General features: G+C 71.8%; 19 protein-coding genes. 10 read left to right on the top strand and 9 right to left on the bottom strand.

Annotation, left to right across the window (positions count from 1 at the left end; translation table 11 throughout):
• The coding region (locus tag DI005_RS15130; RefSeq protein ID WP_233520146.1) for a putative glycolipid-binding domain-containing protein at positions 1 to 671 on the top strand (671 nt) is incomplete at its 5' end.
• A gap of 136 nt (positions 672 to 807) precedes the next feature.
• On the opposite strand, the gene DI005_RS15125 is transcribed toward DI005_RS15130, so the two are convergent.
• Positions 808 to 1,524 carry a FadR/GntR family transcriptional regulator gene (locus tag DI005_RS15125; protein ID WP_112266947.1) on the bottom strand — a complete coding sequence of 239 codons (717 nt, stop codon included), beginning with the start codon at positions 1,522 to 1,524 and terminating at the stop codon, positions 808 to 810.
• A gap of 94 nt (positions 1,525 to 1,618) precedes the next feature.
• Here DI005_RS15125 and DI005_RS15120 point away from each other — a divergent pair, with 94 nt between their 5' ends.
• The 4 genes from DI005_RS15120 to DI005_RS15105 are packed head-to-tail and all read left to right on the top strand — an operon-like array spanning position 1,619 to position 5,358.
• On the top strand, positions 1,619 to 2,128 hold the full coding sequence (locus DI005_RS15120; RefSeq protein ID WP_112266949.1) for a gluconokinase: 510 nt from the start codon (positions 1,619 to 1,621) through the stop codon (positions 2,126 to 2,128).
• A 40-nt stretch (positions 2,129 to 2,168) separates the two neighbouring features.
• Positions 2,169 to 3,560, top strand: coding sequence for a GntP family permease (locus DI005_RS15115; protein ID WP_113642544.1), 1,392 nt, complete (start codon positions 2,169 to 2,171; stop codon positions 3,558 to 3,560).
• A gap of 12 nt (positions 3,561 to 3,572) precedes the next feature.
• On the top strand, positions 3,573 to 4,325 hold the full coding sequence (locus DI005_RS15110) for an SDR family oxidoreductase (RefSeq protein WP_113642542.1): 753 nt from the start codon (positions 3,573 to 3,575) through the stop codon (positions 4,323 to 4,325).
• 16 nt (positions 4,326 to 4,341) lie between these two features.
• On the top strand, positions 4,342 to 5,358 hold the full coding sequence (locus DI005_RS15105) for an L-idonate 5-dehydrogenase (protein ID WP_228714039.1): 1,017 nt from the start codon (positions 4,342 to 4,344) through the stop codon (positions 5,356 to 5,358).
• Between the two features lie 52 nt (positions 5,359 to 5,410).
• Here the strand turns inward: DI005_RS15105 and DI005_RS15100 are convergent, their stop codons facing one another.
• Genes DI005_RS15100 through DI005_RS15090 form a run of 3 tightly spaced genes read right to left on the bottom strand, consistent with a single transcriptional unit; the run spans position 5,411 to position 9,144 of the window.
• Positions 5,411 to 6,595, bottom strand: a complete 1,185-nt coding sequence (locus tag DI005_RS15100) for a class I SAM-dependent RNA methyltransferase (protein ID WP_113642540.1) — start codon at positions 6,593 to 6,595, stop codon at positions 5,411 to 5,413.
• Positions 6,592 to 8,652: an APC family permease gene (locus tag DI005_RS15095; protein WP_112266957.1), complete on the bottom strand. Its 2,061-nt coding sequence runs from the start codon at positions 8,650 to 8,652 to the stop codon at positions 6,592 to 6,594. The genes DI005_RS15100 and DI005_RS15095 overlap by 4 nt, the downstream gene beginning before the upstream one ends.
• Positions 8,653 to 8,688: 36 nt before the next feature.
• Positions 8,689 to 9,144 carry a GbsR/MarR family transcriptional regulator gene (locus DI005_RS15090; RefSeq protein ID WP_112266959.1) on the bottom strand — a complete coding sequence of 152 codons (456 nt, stop codon included), beginning with the start codon at positions 9,142 to 9,144 and terminating at the stop codon, positions 8,689 to 8,691.
• 156 nt (positions 9,145 to 9,300) lie between these two features.
• On the opposite strand from DI005_RS15090, the gene DI005_RS15085 reads away from it, so the two are divergent.
• Entirely contained in the window at positions 9,301 to 9,966 is a 666-nt protein-coding gene (locus DI005_RS15085) for a TrkA family potassium uptake protein (RefSeq protein ID WP_112266961.1), read from the top strand.
• A gap of 163 nt (positions 9,967 to 10,129) precedes the next feature.
• Entirely contained in the window at positions 10,130 to 10,786 is a 657-nt protein-coding gene (locus DI005_RS15080) for a TrkA family potassium uptake protein (protein ID WP_112266962.1), read from the top strand.
• 4 nt (positions 10,787 to 10,790) lie between these two features.
• On the opposite strand, the gene DI005_RS15075 is transcribed toward DI005_RS15080, so the two are convergent.
• Positions 10,791 to 11,540 (bottom strand): DUF3159 domain-containing protein, encoded by a 750-nt coding sequence (locus tag DI005_RS15075; RefSeq protein WP_369973585.1) that lies wholly within the window; start codon positions 11,538 to 11,540, stop codon positions 10,791 to 10,793.
• A gap of 16 nt (positions 11,541 to 11,556) precedes the next feature.
• On the bottom strand, positions 11,557 to 11,934 hold the full coding sequence (locus DI005_RS15070) for an OB-fold nucleic acid binding domain-containing protein (protein ID WP_110338513.1): 378 nt from the start codon (positions 11,932 to 11,934) through the stop codon (positions 11,557 to 11,559).
• Positions 11,935 to 12,050: 116 nt separating this feature from the next.
• Between DI005_RS15070 and DI005_RS15065 the strand changes: the two genes are divergently transcribed.
• On the top strand, positions 12,051 to 12,767 hold the full coding sequence (locus DI005_RS15065; RefSeq protein ID WP_113642538.1) for an alpha/beta fold hydrolase: 717 nt from the start codon (positions 12,051 to 12,053) through the stop codon (positions 12,765 to 12,767).
• A 15-nt stretch (positions 12,768 to 12,782) separates the two neighbouring features.
• On the opposite strand, the gene DI005_RS15060 is transcribed toward DI005_RS15065, so the two are convergent.
• On the bottom strand, positions 12,783 to 13,451 hold the full coding sequence (locus tag DI005_RS15060; protein WP_112266964.1) for a DUF3710 domain-containing protein: 669 nt from the start codon (positions 13,449 to 13,451) through the stop codon (positions 12,783 to 12,785).
• On the bottom strand, positions 13,451 to 13,915 hold the full coding sequence (gene dut / locus DI005_RS15055) for a dUTP diphosphatase (RefSeq protein ID WP_112266965.1): 465 nt from the start codon (positions 13,913 to 13,915) through the stop codon (positions 13,451 to 13,453). The genes DI005_RS15060 and dut overlap by 1 nt, the downstream gene beginning before the upstream one ends.
• A gap of 24 nt (positions 13,916 to 13,939) precedes the next feature.
• On the opposite strand from dut, the gene DI005_RS15050 reads away from it, so the two are divergent.
• Positions 13,940 to 14,434, top strand: coding sequence for a DUF3093 domain-containing protein (locus DI005_RS15050; protein ID WP_113642537.1), 495 nt, complete (start codon positions 13,940 to 13,942; stop codon positions 14,432 to 14,434).
• A gap of 111 nt (positions 14,435 to 14,545) precedes the next feature.
• Here the strand turns inward: DI005_RS15050 and DI005_RS15045 are convergent, their stop codons facing one another.
• Positions 14,546 to 14,854 (bottom strand): DUF4193 domain-containing protein, encoded by a 309-nt coding sequence (locus DI005_RS15045; protein ID WP_009153915.1) that lies wholly within the window; start codon positions 14,852 to 14,854, stop codon positions 14,546 to 14,548.
• Positions 14,855 to 15,303: 449 nt separating this feature from the next.
• Here DI005_RS15045 and cei point away from each other — a divergent pair, with 449 nt between their 5' ends.
• Positions 15,304 to 15,987, top strand: a complete 684-nt coding sequence (cei, locus tag DI005_RS15040) for an envelope integrity protein Cei (RefSeq protein ID WP_112268241.1) — start codon at positions 15,304 to 15,306, stop codon at positions 15,985 to 15,987.
• The last annotated feature ends 34 nt before the right edge of the window (positions 15,988 to 16,021 follow it).

The following is a 16,021-nucleotide window of genomic DNA, read 5'->3' as shown; positions in this document are numbered from 1 at the left end:
CCCCCGCTCCGGACCGCGAGTCCCCCGCTCCGGACCGCGAGTCCCCCGCTCCGGACTGCGAGTTGCGCGTTCCCGACTACCGTTGCGGTATGTCCTTCGCCGCGCCGCCCGCGAGCGCCGCCTGGTCACACGAGGGTGCGCGATCCGGGTTCGAGGTCGCGTACTTCGAGCCCGCCGATGAGGGGTACCACCTGCGTGGCTGCACCACGGCGGTCGAGCACGACGTGCCCTGGATCGTCGGCTACGACATCACGGTGGACCGCGCGTGGAAGACCCGCCGGACCGTCGTCACCGCGCGCTGGGCCACCGGCGCGCGCACGACGGTGCTCGAGGCCGACGGCGAGGGGCACTGGTGGGTCGACGGCGCCGAGGCCGGGGACCTCGACGGCTGCCTCGACGTCGACCTGGAGTCGTCGGCGATGACCAACACGCTGCCGGTCCACCGCCTCGCCCTGCCGCCGGGCCGGCGGGCGTCGGCTCCGGCGGCCTACGTGCGCGCGGACGACCTCGCCGTCGAACGGCTGGAGCAGGTCTACGAGCACCTCGTCGACAACGGCAGGCGGCACCGGTACGACTACTCCGCTCGCGCCTTCGAGTTCGCCTGCACCCTGGTCTACGACGAGTCGGGGCTCGTCTTGTCCTACCCCGGCATCGCCGCCCGCACGGCCTGAACGCACAACTCGCGGGCTGGAGCGGGCTGGAGCGGGCAACTCGCGAGCCGGAGCGGGCAACTCGCGGGCCAGAACGGGCAACTCGCGGTCCCGAGCGGGGGACTCGCGAGCCGGAGCGGGGGACTCGCGAGCTGGGTCAGCGTTGCCAGAGGGGCAGCATCGCGTCGCGGACCTCGGCGAGCAGCTCGCGCATGCCCTCCTCGGCGTCGACGGCACGCCCGCTCGCGACGGCGCGGGCCACCTCCTCGTGCAGGGCCAGCGCCTCGGGAACGGGCTGGTGCGGCATGAGGCCGAGCTGGGTCCGGCCGCGCAGCACGACAGCCACCACGTCGGCCAGCGCGCCGAACATCTCGTTGCCGCTCGCCTCCAGCAGCAGCCGGTGGAAGGCGATGTCGAGCTCGAGGAACTCGGCGAGCCTGCCCGCCTCGCCCAGCCCGCGCATGCGACCGGCCACCTCCACCACGCGCTCCCGCTGCGCCGCCGACGCGCTGCGCGCCGCCGCACCCGCCGCGAGCGGTTCGATCGCGATCCGCAGCTCGGTCAGCGACCGCAGCTGGGCGTCCCGCCCCGACCCGGAAAGGCGCCACCAGATCACCCTGGGGTCGAAAACGTTCCACGAGTCCCTCGGCTGCACCGTGATGCCCACGCGGCGCCGCGAGGTGACCAGGCCCATCGACTCCAGGATCCGCATCGTCTCGCGGGCGACCGTGCGCGAGACGCCGAAGCGCTCCTGGATGCGGTCGAGCGTGAGGACGTGACCGGCGGGCAGGTCGCCGCAGGTGATCTCGAGCCCGATCGTGTCCAGCACCGGACTGTGCCTCGCCTCGACACCCGGCTCGTACCCAACGCTCACCCACAAAGCCTATCCGGGAGGGGCCCCTTCCCCGGCTCCGCCAATGGTGTTATCTTTCCGCCCCAAAGATAGTACCTTTCAACGAGGAGCGGTCATGGCGTCCACGTGCCTGGTGGTGATGGGGGTGTCCGGTGCGGGCAAGACCACCATCGCCGAGCTCATCGCCACCCGGCTGGGCTGGCGCATGGCCGAGGCGGACGAGTTCCATCCCCCGGCCAACATCGAGAAGATGACGGCGGGCACGCCGCTCACGGACGCCGACCGGGCGCCGTGGCTGCGGGCCATCCGGGACTGGATCAGCGAGCGCGCCGCGGCGGGTGAGAACGCCGTCGTGACGTGTTCCGCGCTCAAGCGCTCCTACCGCGACATCCTGCGCGGGGCCACGGCGCGCGTGCGGTTCGTCCACCTCTACGGCACCGCCGAGACCCTCGGCGCCCGGCTGGCCGAGCGCTCAGGCCACTTCATGCCGCCCTCGCTCCTCGGCTCGCAGTTCGCCGATCTCGAGCCGCTCTCCCCCGACGAGGACGGCGTGACCGTCGACGTCACCCAAGGTCCCGGACAGGTCACCGCCACCGCGCTGACGCGCCTCGGCCTGCACCCGTGACCCGCCCCACCGCGACACCGGAAAGCAACGGAGCTGACGTATGAACACCGACGAGTGGACCCAGACGCTCGGCGCGGGCCCCCTGCTGGGGATCGCCGCCGGAGCGATCGCCGTGCTGCTCTTCCTCATCATCAAGCTGAAGGTCCACGCCTTCCTGGCGCTGGTCACCGTCAGCGCCGCCACGGCGTTCGCCACCGGGATCCCGGCGGGCGAGGTGATCGACACGCTGACCGACGGGTTCGGCTCGACGCTCGCGAGCGTCGCCCTGCTGGTGGGTCTCGGCGCGATCCTCGGCAGGCTCGTGGAGGTGAGCGGTGGCGCGCGGGCGCTCACCGACGCCCTGATCCGCCGGTTCGGCGAGGACCGGGCCCCGCTCGCGCTCGGCATCGCGTCGCTGATCTTCGGCTTCCCGATCTTCTTCGACGCCGGGCTCGTCGTGATGCTGCCGATCGTCTTCTCCGTCGCGAGGCGCCTCGGCGGCGGCGTGCTGCTCTACGGCCTGCCAGCGGCGGGCGCGTTCTCGGTGATGCACATCTACGTCCCGCCACACCCGGGCCCGGTCGCGGCCAGCGGGCTGCTCGGCGCCGACGTCGGCCTCGTCATCGCGTTCGGCCTCCTCATCGCCATCCCGACGTGGTTCGTCACCAGCTACCTCTTCGGTGTGTGGGCAGGCAAGAACATCGTCCTTCCGGTGCCGAACATCCTCACCGGCGGCAAGCAGGAGGACGACGAGCGCGACGAGAACCCGCCGAAGCCGGGCACCGTCGTGTGGCTGCTGCTGCTGCCGCTCGTGCTGATCTTCACCGACACCGGCCTGAACACCGCGGGTTCGGCGGGCTGGCTCGACGAGGACGCCGGCTGGTTCCAGGTCGCGAGGGCCATCGGCTCGACCCCGATCGCCCTGCTGATCACGGTGTTCGTCGCGATGTACGTGCTCGGCACCCGGCGCGGCCGCGGTAAGGAGACGCTGGAGAAGCTCGTCGACTCCGCGCTCGGCCCGGTGTGCTCGATCATCCTCATCACCGGCGCGGGCGGCATGTTCGGCGGGGTGCTGCGGGCCAGCGGGATCGGGGACGCGCTCTCCGACGCGATGTCCGACCTTGGCCTGCCCGTGATCGTCGCCGCGTACCTGATCGCCACGGTGCTGCGTATCGCGCAGGGCTCCGCGACGGTCGCGCTCACCACCGCGGCGGGCCTGGTGCAGCCGCTCGTGCTCGGCGGGTCGTTCAACGGCGTCGAGCTGGCCGCGCTCGTGCTCGCGCTGGCCGCCGGCTCGGTGACGGCAGGCCATGTCAACGACTCCGGGTTCTGGCTCGTCGGCCGGTTCTTCGGGATGGATGTGAAGACGACGCTCAAGACGTGGACGGTCATGCAGACCACGATCGGCCTCATGGGCTTCGCGTTGTCGTCGGCGGTGTTCGTCCTCGCGTAACGGGAGAAACCCTTGTCACACAAGCTGTTCGACCTCACCGGCCGGGTCGCGCTGATCACCGGCAGCAGCCGGGGCATCGGCCACGCGATAGCGGCCGGGCTCGCCGCCGCCGGGGCCACGGTCGTGCTCAACGGCCGGGACCCGGACCGGCTCGAGTCCGCCCGCGCGGCGCTGGGCGCGGACGCGGCGGCGTTCGACGTCACCGACGAGGCGCAGGTGACCAGCGCCGTCGCGGAGCTCGCCGAGCGGCACGGCGGCATCGACATCCTCGTCAACAACGCGGGTTTCCAGCACCGGCAGCCGCTGCTCGACCTCGCGCTCGCCGACTGGGAGGCCGTGCTGCGCACCGACCTCACGAGCGCGTTCGTGGTCGGCAGGGCCGTCGCGCGGGGCATGATCGAGCGGCGCCGCGGCAAGATCATCAACATCTGCTCGGTGCAGACGGACCTGGCCCGCCCCTCGATCGCCCCGTACACGGCGGCGAAGGGCGGGCTGCGGAACCTGACACGGGCCATGACCGCCGAGTGGGCGGGTCATGGCCTGCAGGTCAACGGCATCGCGCCTGGCTACTTCGACACGGAGCTGACCTCGGCGCTCGTCGCCGATTCCGAGTTCAGCGCGTGGGTCACCGGACGCACCCCGGCCGGCCGCTGGGGTGCGGTCGCCGACCTGGTCGGGCCTGCGGTGTTCCTCGCCTCGGACGCCTCGGCGTTCGTCAACGGGCAGGTGCTGTTCGTCGATGGCGGCATGACCGCCGTCGTCTGACCTTCCGGGAGGAATCGTGGAGTACCGGGCATTGGTGGCCCACGGGGCCGGTGACCTGCGGGTGGAAACCCGCACGATGCGTGAGCCCTCGCCGCACGAGGCCGTGGTGGCCGTCGGTTACGGCGGCGTCTGCGGCTCGGACCTGCACTATCACGCGCACGGCGCGGTGGGAGAGTCCGTGCTGCGCGGGCCGATGGTGCTCGGGCACGAGGTGTCCGGTCACGTCGCGGTCGCGGCGGCCGACGGTTCCGGCCCAGCCGAGGGCACGCCGGTGACCATCCATCCCGCGACCCCGTGCGGCGGGTGCGAGCTCTGCGCGGCGGGGCGGCAGAACCTGTGCCCGCACACCACGTATCTCGGCTCCGCGGCCCGGTTTCCGCACACCGACGGGGCGTTCGCCGAGCGGCACGTGGTGGACGCGGCCCGGCTCGTGCCGTTGCCCACCGGGCTGGACGTCCGCACCGCGGCGCTCGCCGAACCGGCGTCGGTCGCCTGGCACGCCGTGTCGAGGGCGGGCGAGGTCGCGGGCAAGCGCGTACTCGTGGTGGGCGCGGGGCCGATCGGCGCCCTCGTGGTGTCGGCGCTGCGCCGCGCGGGCGCGGGCGAGATCGTGGTGACCGACCTCCACGAGCGGCCGCTGCGACTGGCCCGCGAGCTCGGCGCCGCCGCGACGTTCACCGGCAGCGCGCCAGAGGACCTGGGCGCCGACGTCGCGATCGACTCCTCGGGCGCGGCGGCGGGTGTGGCCACCGCGGTGCGCGCACTGCGCCGCGGCGGGCACCTGGTGCTGCTCGGCCTGCCACCGAGGCCCGAGCAGCCGTTCCTCTCCGGGCTCGTGGTGACGCGCGAGCTCACCGTCACCGGCTCGTTCCGCTTCCACGCCGAGCTGGCGGGCGTGGTCGCCGCGCTGGCCGACGGCTCGTTGGTGGCCGAGCCCGTGATCAGCCACGAGTTCCCGCTCGCCGAGGCGGAGACCGCGTTCGCGACGGCCCGCGACGCGTCGTCGTCGGGCAAGGTGCTGCTGCGGTTCTAGTGCCCCCCGCGACTCAAGCAACAGACTCCCGGCGGAGGGCACTAGGCGGCCGCTACCGCGTCAGCAGCGCCACGCACTCCACGTGGTGGGTCATGGGGAAGGCGTCGAACGCGCGCAGCTCCCGCAACCGGTAGCCATGCCCGGCGAAGGTCGCCACGTCACGCGCGAGCGCGGCCGGATCGCAGGCCACGTAGACGATCCGCTCCGGCTCTGCCTCCACAATGGACTCCACGACCTCGCGGCCCGCGCCCTTGCGCGGCGGGTCGAGCACCACCACCTCCGGCCGTCCGGACACGTTCCGCAGCGCGTGCTCGACGCGGGCACACTCCCAGCGCACCTGCGGCAGGTCCGCGAGGTTCGCGTGGGCGTCGGCAACGGCACGCCGCCCGGACTCGATCGCCAGCACGTGCCCCTCCGGGCCGACCTGCCCGGCGAGCACCGACGCGAACAGCCCCACGCCCGCGTAGAGGTCCCATGCCGTGGCGCCGGGCGAGGCCCGCGCCCACTCCCCCACCACGCGGGCGAGGGTGTCGGCGGCCTCGGGATGCACCTGCCAGAAACCGTGCGCGGCGAGCCGCCAGTCCCGCCCCGCGGCACGTTCCACGGCGGTGCCTCCCGTGAGCTGCCTGGGTTTGCCGCCCGAGGGCACCTCGGCGACGTGCACGCGACCGCGGGCGTCCTCGGTGGTCTCGACCTCCGTGCCCGGCCGCTTGCGCCGCGCGAGCCCGGCCGAGGCGGCCTGCTCCAGCGTGATCGGGCAGTCCTCGAGCGGGATCACCCGGTGGCTGCGGTGCGCACGAAGCCCCGGCCTGCCGTCGCGGCCCGCGACGAAACGCACGCGGGTGCGCCACCGCAGCAGTGAGCCGGGCAGGGCCTCCACTTCCACCGGCCAGTCCACGTCCGCGAGCCGGCGCAGCTGCTCGGCCACCACCTCGGCCTTGAGCCCGCGCTGCGCGGCGCCGCTCGCGTGCTGCCAGTCGCAGCCGCCGCACAGGCCCGGCCCCGCGACAGGGCACGGCGGCTCGACGCGGTCCGCGGACGCGCGCAGGATCCGCACGGCATCGGCGCGGCAGAAGGACTTGCCCTTGTCCTCGGTGACCTCGGCGACCACGAGTTCACCGGGCAGCGCGTGCCGCACGAACACCACCCGCCCCTCGGCGCGCGCGACGCAGTGCCCGCCGTGCGCGACGGCGCCGACCTCGAGCTCCAGAGTGCGGCCGGTCCAGTTCTCGGTCACCGCTGGGATTCCCGCCCCTTGCTCGCGGGCCGCCGGTCGGCCACCCCGTTGCTGGTGCGCTCGGGCCCGTAGAAGCCGCGCCGGACGTCACCCGCGACCGGACGGGCGCGGTCGGCCCGCTTCGACGCCCGCTTCGACGACTCCAGCTGCCATGGCACGCTCGTCACCATAACCCTGGACTGGAACAGCAGCCTGCCCTTGAGCCGCAGCGCGCTCTGGTTGTGCAGCACCTGCTCCCACCACCGGCCGACGACGTACTCCGGGATGAACACCGTGACGACGTTGCGGGGATGGTCGCCCCGGATGCGCCTGACGTAGTCCAGCACGGGCCTCGTGATCTCCCGGTACGGCGACTCGACCACCTTGAGCGGGATCGAGAAGCCACGCCGCTGCCACTCGTCGACGAGCTTGCGGGTGTCGGCGTCGTCGACGTTCACGGTGACGGCCTCGAGCACGTCGGGCCGCGTGGCCTTCGCGTAGGCGAGCGCGCGCAGCGTGGGCCGGTGCAGCTGCGACACGAGCACGATCGCGTGGTTGCGGGCAGGGAGGGTGACCGGCTCGTCCTCGATCTCCTTGAGCTCGTTCGCCACCCGGTCGTAGTGCTTGCGGATCGCGCCCATGATGAAGTAGATGGCCCCCATGGCGACGATCGAGATCCAGGCACCGGCCAGGAACTTGGTCACGAGGATCACCACGAGCACCGACGCGGTCATGAACAGGCCGAACCCGTTGACCGACTGTGCCCTGCGCATCTGCCGCCGCGCCACCGGGTCGGTCTCGTCGCGCAGCTTGCGGTTCCAGTGCCGGATCATGCCGCTCTGGCTGAGGACGAAGGATACGAAGACGCCGACGATGTAGAGCTGGATCAGCTTGGTCACCTCGGCGTCGAAGGCCACCACGAGCAGGATCGCGAGCCCGGCGAGGAAGAGGATGCCGTTGCTGAACGCCAGCCGGTCGCCGCGCGTGTGCAGCTGGCGCGGCAGGAACCGGTCCTGGGCGAGGATCGAGCCGAGGACGGGGAAGCCGTTGAACGCCGTGTTGGCCGCGAGCACGAGGATCAGCCCGGTGAAGAAGATGACGTACCACGTGCCGAGCGGGAACCCGGCGAAGACGGCGCCGGCGAGCTGCGCGACGAGGGTCTTCTGCTCGTAGCCCTCGGGCGCGCCGATGAGCTGACGCTCGGGGTCCTCGGCCATGATCGCGCCCGTCGCGTCGGCGAGGAACAGCAGACCGAGGAACATGGTCACCGCGAGGGTGCCCATCATCAGCAGCGTCGTCGCGGCGTTGCGGCCCTTGGGCTTGCGGAACGCGGGCACGCCGTTGGCGATCGCCTCGACCCCGGTGAGCGCCGCGCTGCCCGAGGAGAACGCGCGCAGGATGAGGAACGCGAACGCGAGCCCGGTGAGGTGGTGTTCCTCGGCGACGAGCTCGAAGTCCGCGCTCTCCGCGGGCATCTCCTCGTCGAGCACGAAGGTCCGGAACGCGCCCCACGCGATCATGCCGAGGATGCCCACCACGAACGCGTAGGTCGGGATCGCGAACGCCGTGCCCGACTCGCGGACGCCACGCAGATTGATCGCCATCAGCACGAGGATCGCCACGACGGCGAACTCCACCTTGTGCGTGGCGACGAACGGCACCGCGGAGCCGATGTTCGCCGCGGCCGACGAGATCGACACGGCGACGGTGAGGATGTAGTCCACGAGCAGCGCGCTGCCGACCACGAGTCCCCAGCGCGGGCCGTGGTTGACCGTGGCGACCTCGTAGTCGCCGCCACCGGAGCCGTAGGCGCGCACGTTCTGCCGGTACGAGGCGACGACCGCCGCCATCACCAGCGCGACGAGCAGGCCGATCCAGGGGCTGTAGACGTACGCCGACGCTCCGGCGACCGACAGCATGAGGAGGATCTCCTCGGGCGCGTACGCCACGCTCGACATCGGGTCGGACGCGAACACCGGCAGCGCGATCCGCTTGGGCAGCAGGGTGTGCGCCAGCCGATCACTGCGGAAGGGGCGACCGAGAACGAGTCGTTTCGTCGCGGTGGCGAACTTGGACACGGCAGGAGCGTAATCGTCGGGGTCTCGGGTGCCGGATCAGGACTGGACCCGGCCGCGCCGCCAGTCCTCGATCAGCTCGGGCAGTGCCCGCATGAGGTGGGCGTAGAAGTCGCGCATCTCGGCGAGCCTTCGTCCTGCTGGACTGCCCTCGCCCACGACCGCGATCCCCGCGTCCGCGGCGATCTGCATCTCCTCCACCACCCGGTTCTGGTTGGACATCAGCGTGGGCCACGCGTCGTCGGGGAAGCGGTAGTGCTCGCGGCGGCTGCCGGGCACCGGGGCCCGCTCGACCATGCCCATCGCCTCGAGCATCTTGAGCGCGCCGGAGACCGAGCCCGCGCTCACGCCCAGCCACTCGGCGATCTCGCCCGCCGTGATCGTCTCCTGGTCGGCGAACAGCAACACGCACAGCACCCTGGCGGTCATGCGGTGCATGCCGTGCCGGGTCAGGGTCAGGGCCATCCGTTCGGCCGGGTCCCGCACGTCCGCCATGCTCCTCCACTCTCCGGTTCACCGGACATCGTAACCTTTCCAACCTTCCGAACATCGTGAAAGCTGAGTGCGTGGATTCCCGGCCTGTCCGCGTGGGCGGAAGCTTGCGGGGGTAGGTTCGGCGCAGTCGCCGACGCACTGGAGGAGGCACACGACGTGCACGTGGTGATCATGGGATGCGGCCGCGTCGGCGCGTCCCTGGCGGCCGCGCTGGAGCGGCTCGACAACGACGTGGCCGTCATCGACCGCGACCGGGAGGCGTTCAGACGCCTCGGCAGCGACTTCCACGGCCAGCAGGTGGTCGGCATGGGCTTCGACCGGCAGGTGCTGATCGAGGCGGGCATCGAGCACGCGGGCGCGTTCGCCGCCGTTTCGAGCGGCGACAACTCGAACATCATCTCCGCGCGCGTGGCGCGCGAGACCTTCGGCGTCGAGCACGTCGTGGCGCGCATCTACGACCCGAAGCGCGCGGCCGTCTACGAGCGGCTCGGCATCCCGACCGTGGCCACGGTGCCCTGGACGACCGACCGGTTCCTGCGCACCCTCCTGCCGGAGGGCGTGGCGGCGTCGTGGCGCGATCCGACGGGCACGGTGGCGCTGCTGCAGCTGCCCCTGCACGAGAACTGGATCGGGCACAGCGTGCGGGAGCTCGAGGACGCCACCGGCGCACGTGTGGCGTTCGTGATGCGCTTCGGCACCGGTGTGCTGCCCGACGCGAAGACGGTGCTGCAGGCCGACGACGCGGTGTACGTCGCCGCGCACTCGGGCACCGTCGGGGACGTGACGAGCGTGGCCGCCCGTGGCCCAGAGGAGGAGAGCTAGTGCCCCCCGCCGGAAGTTCGCCACATGATTCAGCCGCCCTGCTTCCCGCCGGCGGCGTCACCGGTCCGCCCGAGTACGGTCCAGCACGAGGGCGAACCGGCGCCTTGCCGGCGGAAACCTGGATCCACCGACTCAAGCAACAGACTTCCAGCGGAGGACACTAATGCGCGTCGCGATCGCGGGTGCCGGCGCGGTGGGCCGGTCCATCGCGTCGGAGCTGATCGAGGCCGGGCACCAGGTGATGCTCATCGAGCGGCAGTCCGGCCAGTTCACGCCGGGCACCGTCGAGCAGGCCGACTGGGTGCTCGGTGACGCGTGCGAGGTGTCGACGCTGGAGGAGTCCGGCATCCAGCTGTGCGACGTGGTGATCGCCGCGACCGGCGACGACAAGGTCAACCTCGTGGTGTCGCTGCTGGCCAAGACCGAGTTCGCGGTGCGCCGCGTGGTCGCGAGGGTCAACAACCCGGCCAACGAGTGGCTGTTCAACGACAGCTGGGGCGTGGACGTGGCCGTGTCGACACCGAGGATGCTCGCCGCGATGGTCGAGGAGGCCGTGAGCGTCGGCGACCTGGTGCGGCTCATGACGTTCCGGCAGAGCCAGGCCAACCTCGTGGAGCTCACGCTGCCGTCGGAGACGCCGCTGGCCGGCAAGCCGGTGCGGGACCTGGCGCTGCCCCGCGACGCCGCGCTGGTGACGATCCTGCGCGGCGACCGGGTGATCGTGCCGCAGCCGGACGACCCGCTGGAGCCCGGCGACGAGCTGCTGTTCGTGGCGGCCGCCGACGTGGAGGGCGACGTCCGCAAGGCCCTCGGGTACTGAGCCGCTACTGCGTGCCGGGCGCGGGGCTCTCGCCGTACTTGACGCGCAGCCGCGCCTCGATCTCGGCGTCGGTGAGCTCCTCGCCGGTCTCGAGCTCCTTGAGCCGCTTGTCGGAACGGCGCACGGCCCACACCACGACGAGCAGCGCGAGGCCGTACAGCGGGTAGCCCATCGCGATCTTGGCGAAGGCGAGCCAGCCCGTGTAGTCCTCCTCGTACAGCCACCGCTGCACCACGAACCGGGCCGCGAACACCGCGGCGAGCGCGAGCGTGGCGATGTCGTAGCCGAGGCGCGAGTGCTTGTCCTTGCGCCACGCCATGCCGCTGCCGTTGAGGTAGCTCCACACGACCCCGGCGAGCGGCCAGCGCACCACCACGGACAGCACCAGCGCCGCGCAGTACACGAGGCTCGCCCAGATGCCGAACAGGAAGAAGCCCTTGGCCGAGCCCGTGCGGTAGGCGATGAACGCGGCGATCGCGACGCCGAAGAACCCGGAGATCGCCGGCTGCAGCGGCTCCTTGCGCACGATCCGCAGGATCGTGATCAGCACGGCGCTGCCCACCGCACTCCAGATCGCGACGGGCAGATCGAACAGGCTGTTCGCGAGGACGAACACGATCACCGGGACCGACGAGTAGATCAGCCCAGAGACGCCGCCCATCTGCTCGAGCAGCGTGGGCTCGCGCTCGTGCTCAGTGCCCTGCTTGGCGGCGTTCTTCTCGTCGGTGCGTTCGGGCTGATCGGGCTCAGTCACGCGCGAAAACTCTCACTCAGGTGGTCTGCAACAGTTCGTAGTACGGGTTGTACAGCACCTTCTGACCGTTGCGTTCGGCCATGCGGCCGCGGACCTTGATGGTGCGCCCAGGTTCGATCCCCGGGATCCGGCGGCGGCCGAGCCACACCAGCGTGACCTCGTCCGTGCCGTCGAACAACTCCGCCTCCAGAGTGGCGGCTTCGCTGGCCGGACACAAATCAACACTCCGTAACCGGCCCAGCACGGTCACTTCCTCGCCCGACCGGCAGTCACACGCGCGCTGCGCGCCACCGGCCTCTGACTTCTCGGATAGGTCGTCGGCGTCCAGCTGCTCGATGTCACTGGTCAGTTTGCGAACCAACCGGCTGAAGTAGCCGCCTTCTTTGGCGGACATAGGCGCCTGCTCCTGTGCTCCGGGGCCCCCGACTTGATTGGCCCGTGCTTGTCCAGCGTAGCTCTGTCGGAGCAAGGGAAGCCGACTTCGGCCAGTATCGCAACGTGACCTCCGTTATGCCGAGATCAACCGCCGTCATCCTGCCCGGAACGGGGTCGGACGAGGTGTTTGTCCGTTCTGTCTTCGCGGGCCCGCTGGCGGCCCTGGGAGTCGAGTTGGTCGCCCCGCCCCCGCCGCCCGGCGACGCGGTGGTGACCGGTTACCTCGGCCTGCTCGACCAGTGGGCGGAGACGCTGGCGGGACCTGTGCTGGCGGGCGGGATCTCGCTCGGCGCCCACCTGGCGGCCGAGTGGGCACTGCGCAACCCGGAGCGGTGCGCGGGGGTGCTGGTGGCCCTGCCCGCGTGGAACGGCGACCCCGGCGAGGCACCGGCCGCCCTCGCGGCGAGGGCCTCGGCGGAGCTCGTGGAACGCGCGGGCCTCGACGCGGCCCTGGCCACCTCGACGGCAGGCGTGGCGCCGTGGCTCGCCGGGGAGCTGGACCGCGCGTGGCGCAGGCACGGCGACGGGCTGCCGGGCAGCCTGCGCTCCGCCGCCGCCCACCGCGCCCCGGAGCTGCACCGGCTGCGCGCGCTCGACGTCCCCGTAGGGATCGCCGCGTGCGTGGACGACCCGGTGCACCCCGTTTCGGTCGCGCACGCGTGGGCGGCCGCGCTGCCGAGGGCGAGCGTGTGCGAGACGAGCCTCGCGGCGTTCGGCGCCGACCGCGAGGCGCTCGGCCGCGCCGCGGTGCTCGCGTGGCTGCGGGCGCTCACCCCCGGGTCGGGGTCCTGACGGGCGCCACGGGGCTCACCCCTGCTGGGCCTGCTGCTCGGCGATGTGCGCCGCGATGGACTCGGGCAGCTTGATCGGCAGCGGCGTGCGCACCGGCATCGGCGAGTCGCCGCGCACGACGACCGTCTCCCGCACGATGTCCCGCAGCACGACCGGCGCCTGCGCGGCCTGCGACTGCGGGCCGGCGATCACGCCGCGCAGCATCCAGCGCGGACCGTCCACGCCGACGAACCGCAGCGCGACCTCGCCGACGATCGCCGACAGCTCGGTACCCCACTCGCCCCGGCCGGAGGTCACCTTCGCGCCGTCGGCCCGCAGCTGGTCGGCCAGCTCGGCGCTCACGTCCTTCCACAGCCCGCCCGAGCGAGGCGCCGCGTAGGCGCTGACCGTGACCTGGCCGTGCCCGGTGACGATGTGCACCGCGCGGACGTTGCCGCTCTGCTGGTCCATCTCGACCTGCACCTGCGACCCGTCCGGCACGGGCACGCGCACGGAGCCGAGGTCCATGCGCGGGCGCCCGTCGTCCGGCGCGTCGGCGACGTCGTACGGCCCCGCCGGCGCGTCCGGACCGTCGTCCTCCGGATCCTCCCCGGTGTCCGCGTCGTAGGCCTCGTAGGCCGCGTCGTCGCCGTACTCCTCGTCCCGCGCGCGCCCGGCCTTGCGCTTACGCCCGAAAATCCCCACTACTTCTCCGTTCCGAGGGCCGCGTGCCCACCCGTCGAACCGTATCCGCCCGCGCCCCGCTCCGTGGCCTCCAGCTCGGCGACCTCCACGAACTCAACGTGCTCGACCCGCTGCACCACCAGCTGCGCGATCCGGTCACCCCGCGACAGCTCGACCGGCTCCTTCGGGTCGTGGTTCACCAGGCACACCTTGATCTCGCCCCGGTAACCCGAGTCGATGGTCCCCGGCGTGTTGACGATCGAGAGCCCGACCCGCGCGGCGAGGCCCGAACGGGGATGGACGAAGCCGGCGTAGCCGGGCGGGAGCGCGATCGCCACGCCCGTGCCCACGACGGCCCGCTCTCCCGGCTGCAGGACCACGTCCGACGTGGTCACCAGGTCGGCTCCGGCGTCACCGGGCTTGGCGTAGGCGGGCGGCGGGACACCGGGATCGAGACGGGAGAGCAGGACCTGCACGCTGGACACGACACGCGAGACTACCCTGACGTCGTGAGCAGTAGTACACGTACGCGAGCGAAGGCGGCCCTTGCGCACTCGGAGCGCCTGTACCTGTCGTGGTGGGGCTGGCCCCTGCCGCTGCTGGGCGGGGCGTTGCTGGCCGCCGAGATCCACATGGGTTACCCCGGTGTGCGGGCGTGGCTGCCCTACGTGATCCTGCTGCCCGTCGTGGTGGTCCTGCTGCTCGGCATGGGCAGGCTCACGGTGTCGGTCACCAAGGGCTCCGAGCCGGAGCTGTGGGTGGGCGACGCGCACCTGCCCCTGCGCTTCGCCGGGGAGGTCGAGGTGATCGGCAAGGCCGCCAAGCGCAAGGCGCTGGGCCCCGAGCTCGATCCAGCCGCGTTCGTCGCCCATCGCGGCTGGGTGCCCACGATGGTCCGGATCCACCTCACCGACCCCGAGGACCCCACGCCGTACTGGCTGATCAGCACCCGGCACCCGGAGCGGCTCGCCGAGCTGCTGCGCGGGCACCGCGAGGCCGGCTGACGCGCGCACGGGTACGAAACAGGGTGGCCGAGCGCACGCTCGACCACCCCTTCGTAGAACCCCAGCCCCTCCGGGTGCCGCCGCCCCCGCGCCAGGCGCCTACGCCCTCGGTCAGGCGCAGTCGCGGCAGATCAGCCGTCCACCCGACTCCTCGGCCAGGCGGCTGCGGTGGTGCACCAGGAAGCACACCGAGCAGGTGAACTCGTCAGCCTGCTTCGGCACGACCTTGACGGTCAGGTCCTCACCCGACAGCCCCGACAGGTCGGCCCCCGGAAGCTCGAAGTTCTCGGCGGTCGCGTCCTCGTCCACGTCGACCACGCCGGACTGCGTCTCGTTACGCCGTGCCTTCAGCTCCTCCAACGAGTCTTCGGCAAGCTCGTCGGCTTCGCTGCGGCGCGGAGCGTCGTAGTCGGTCGCCATTGTCCTTCACCCCTGCGATCAGCTTCGATATCAGTACTTCGGACACCCGAGCCCGCCGCTCGTGAGTCCTCGTGCCGCTGGTCAACGTTCCAGCGCCTGTGTTTGTGCCCGAAAAGACAGTGAGGGTCGTCTCTATCCCGAGACACTCACTTCCCGCCCGGAGCCCGGAGAGGGTAGCCCACCGCGTACCCCAACTCGAAACAGGTCACCCAAGGCCTAAAATACGTCACCCAACAGGGCTAATCCGGGGTCGGGCGGTACGGTGGCCCATTCGGGGTGCTCCGCGGTATCGGGTGGCTGGCCGACGGCATGGTCCGCTTGCCCGCACGGCGCGCGCGTGGTGCCATCCCGATGGGGCTTTCCGCTGTTCGGCCTGTAACGCCTAGGCTGATCAGCAACGACGTGTCTGTCGAAGGCATGTGCGGACGGGGATCGGAAGGGACGGCGCGGTGGTGTCGGGGAACGGGGGCTTCCGGAGCGGGCGGGTCAAGCCGTACCGGAAGTACAAGCCGCTGCCTGCCCTGATCGTGATCGGGGTGCTGGGGCTCGTCGCGGCGTTCGTGTGGGTGAACGCCATTTCTTCGAACACCGACCTCGAAGAGGCGATCCGGTGTCAGCCGTCGCCGACTCCGACCGGGGGCGTCACCTACACCCCGCAGCCCCACGACGCGCTCGACGCCACGCAGCCGACGCCGCCGGACCGCGTGGCGGTACGCGTGCTCAACGCGAGCGGCACGCGCGGACAGGCCGCGATGACCACCGAGGGCCTGCGCCGGCTCGGGTTCACGCAGATCGCCGAGCCGGAGAACGATCCCGCCTACGCCAACGCCGAGGCCAACTGTCACGGCCAGATCCGCTACGGCGCCAACGGTGAGGGCGCGGCGCGCACGGTCGCGCTGGTCGACCCCTGCCTCGAGCTGGTGCGGGACAACCGGCAGGACGCGACGGTGGACCTCGCCATCGGCACGGCGTTCAACAACGCGCGGCTCACCACGGCGGCGCGGGACGTGCTCGACCGGCTCAACACGTGGTCGGCGCAGAACCGCGGCACCGGCGAGTCGGAACAGTCGACGGGCAAGGGCCCGGACATCGACCAGGCCCTCCTCGACGAAACCCGCCCCGAGCACTGCTGAGCCAACGGCCCCCAAGGCCACCTTTGTTGCGCTC

The organism is Prauserella sp. PE36, assembly GCF_003311655.1.
Classification (GTDB): Bacteria; Actinomycetota; Actinomycetes; order Mycobacteriales; family Pseudonocardiaceae; genus Prauserella_A; species Prauserella_A endophytica.
Note: the sequence above shows the minus strand (reverse complement) of the source record. Positions and strands in the feature narration are given on the sequence as shown.

Coding starts and splice junctions, on each gene's coding strand:
- DI005_RS15080 (WP_112266962.1), top strand. CDS start 10,130: ATGCGCGTCGCGATCGCGGGTGCCGGCGCGGTGGGCCGGTCCATCGCG.
- DI005_RS15065 (WP_113642538.1), top strand. CDS start 12,051: ATGCCGAGATCAACCGCCGTCATCCTGCCCGGAACGGGGTCGGACGAG.
- DI005_RS15120 (WP_112266949.1), top strand. CDS start 1,619: ATGGCGTCCACGTGCCTGGTGGTGATGGGGGTGTCCGGTGCGGGCAAG.
- DI005_RS15070 (WP_110338513.1), bottom strand. CDS start 11,934: ATGTCCGCCAAAGAAGGCGGCTACTTCAGCCGGTTGGTTCGCAAACTG.
- DI005_RS15090 (WP_112266959.1), bottom strand. CDS start 9,144: ATGGCGGACGTGCGGGACCCGGCCGAACGGATGGCCCTGACCCTGACC.
- DI005_RS15115 (WP_113642544.1), top strand. CDS start 2,169: ATGAACACCGACGAGTGGACCCAGACGCTCGGCGCGGGCCCCCTGCTG.
- DI005_RS15045 (WP_009153915.1), bottom strand. CDS start 14,854: ATGGCGACCGACTACGACGCTCCGCGCCGCAGCGAAGCCGACGAGCTT.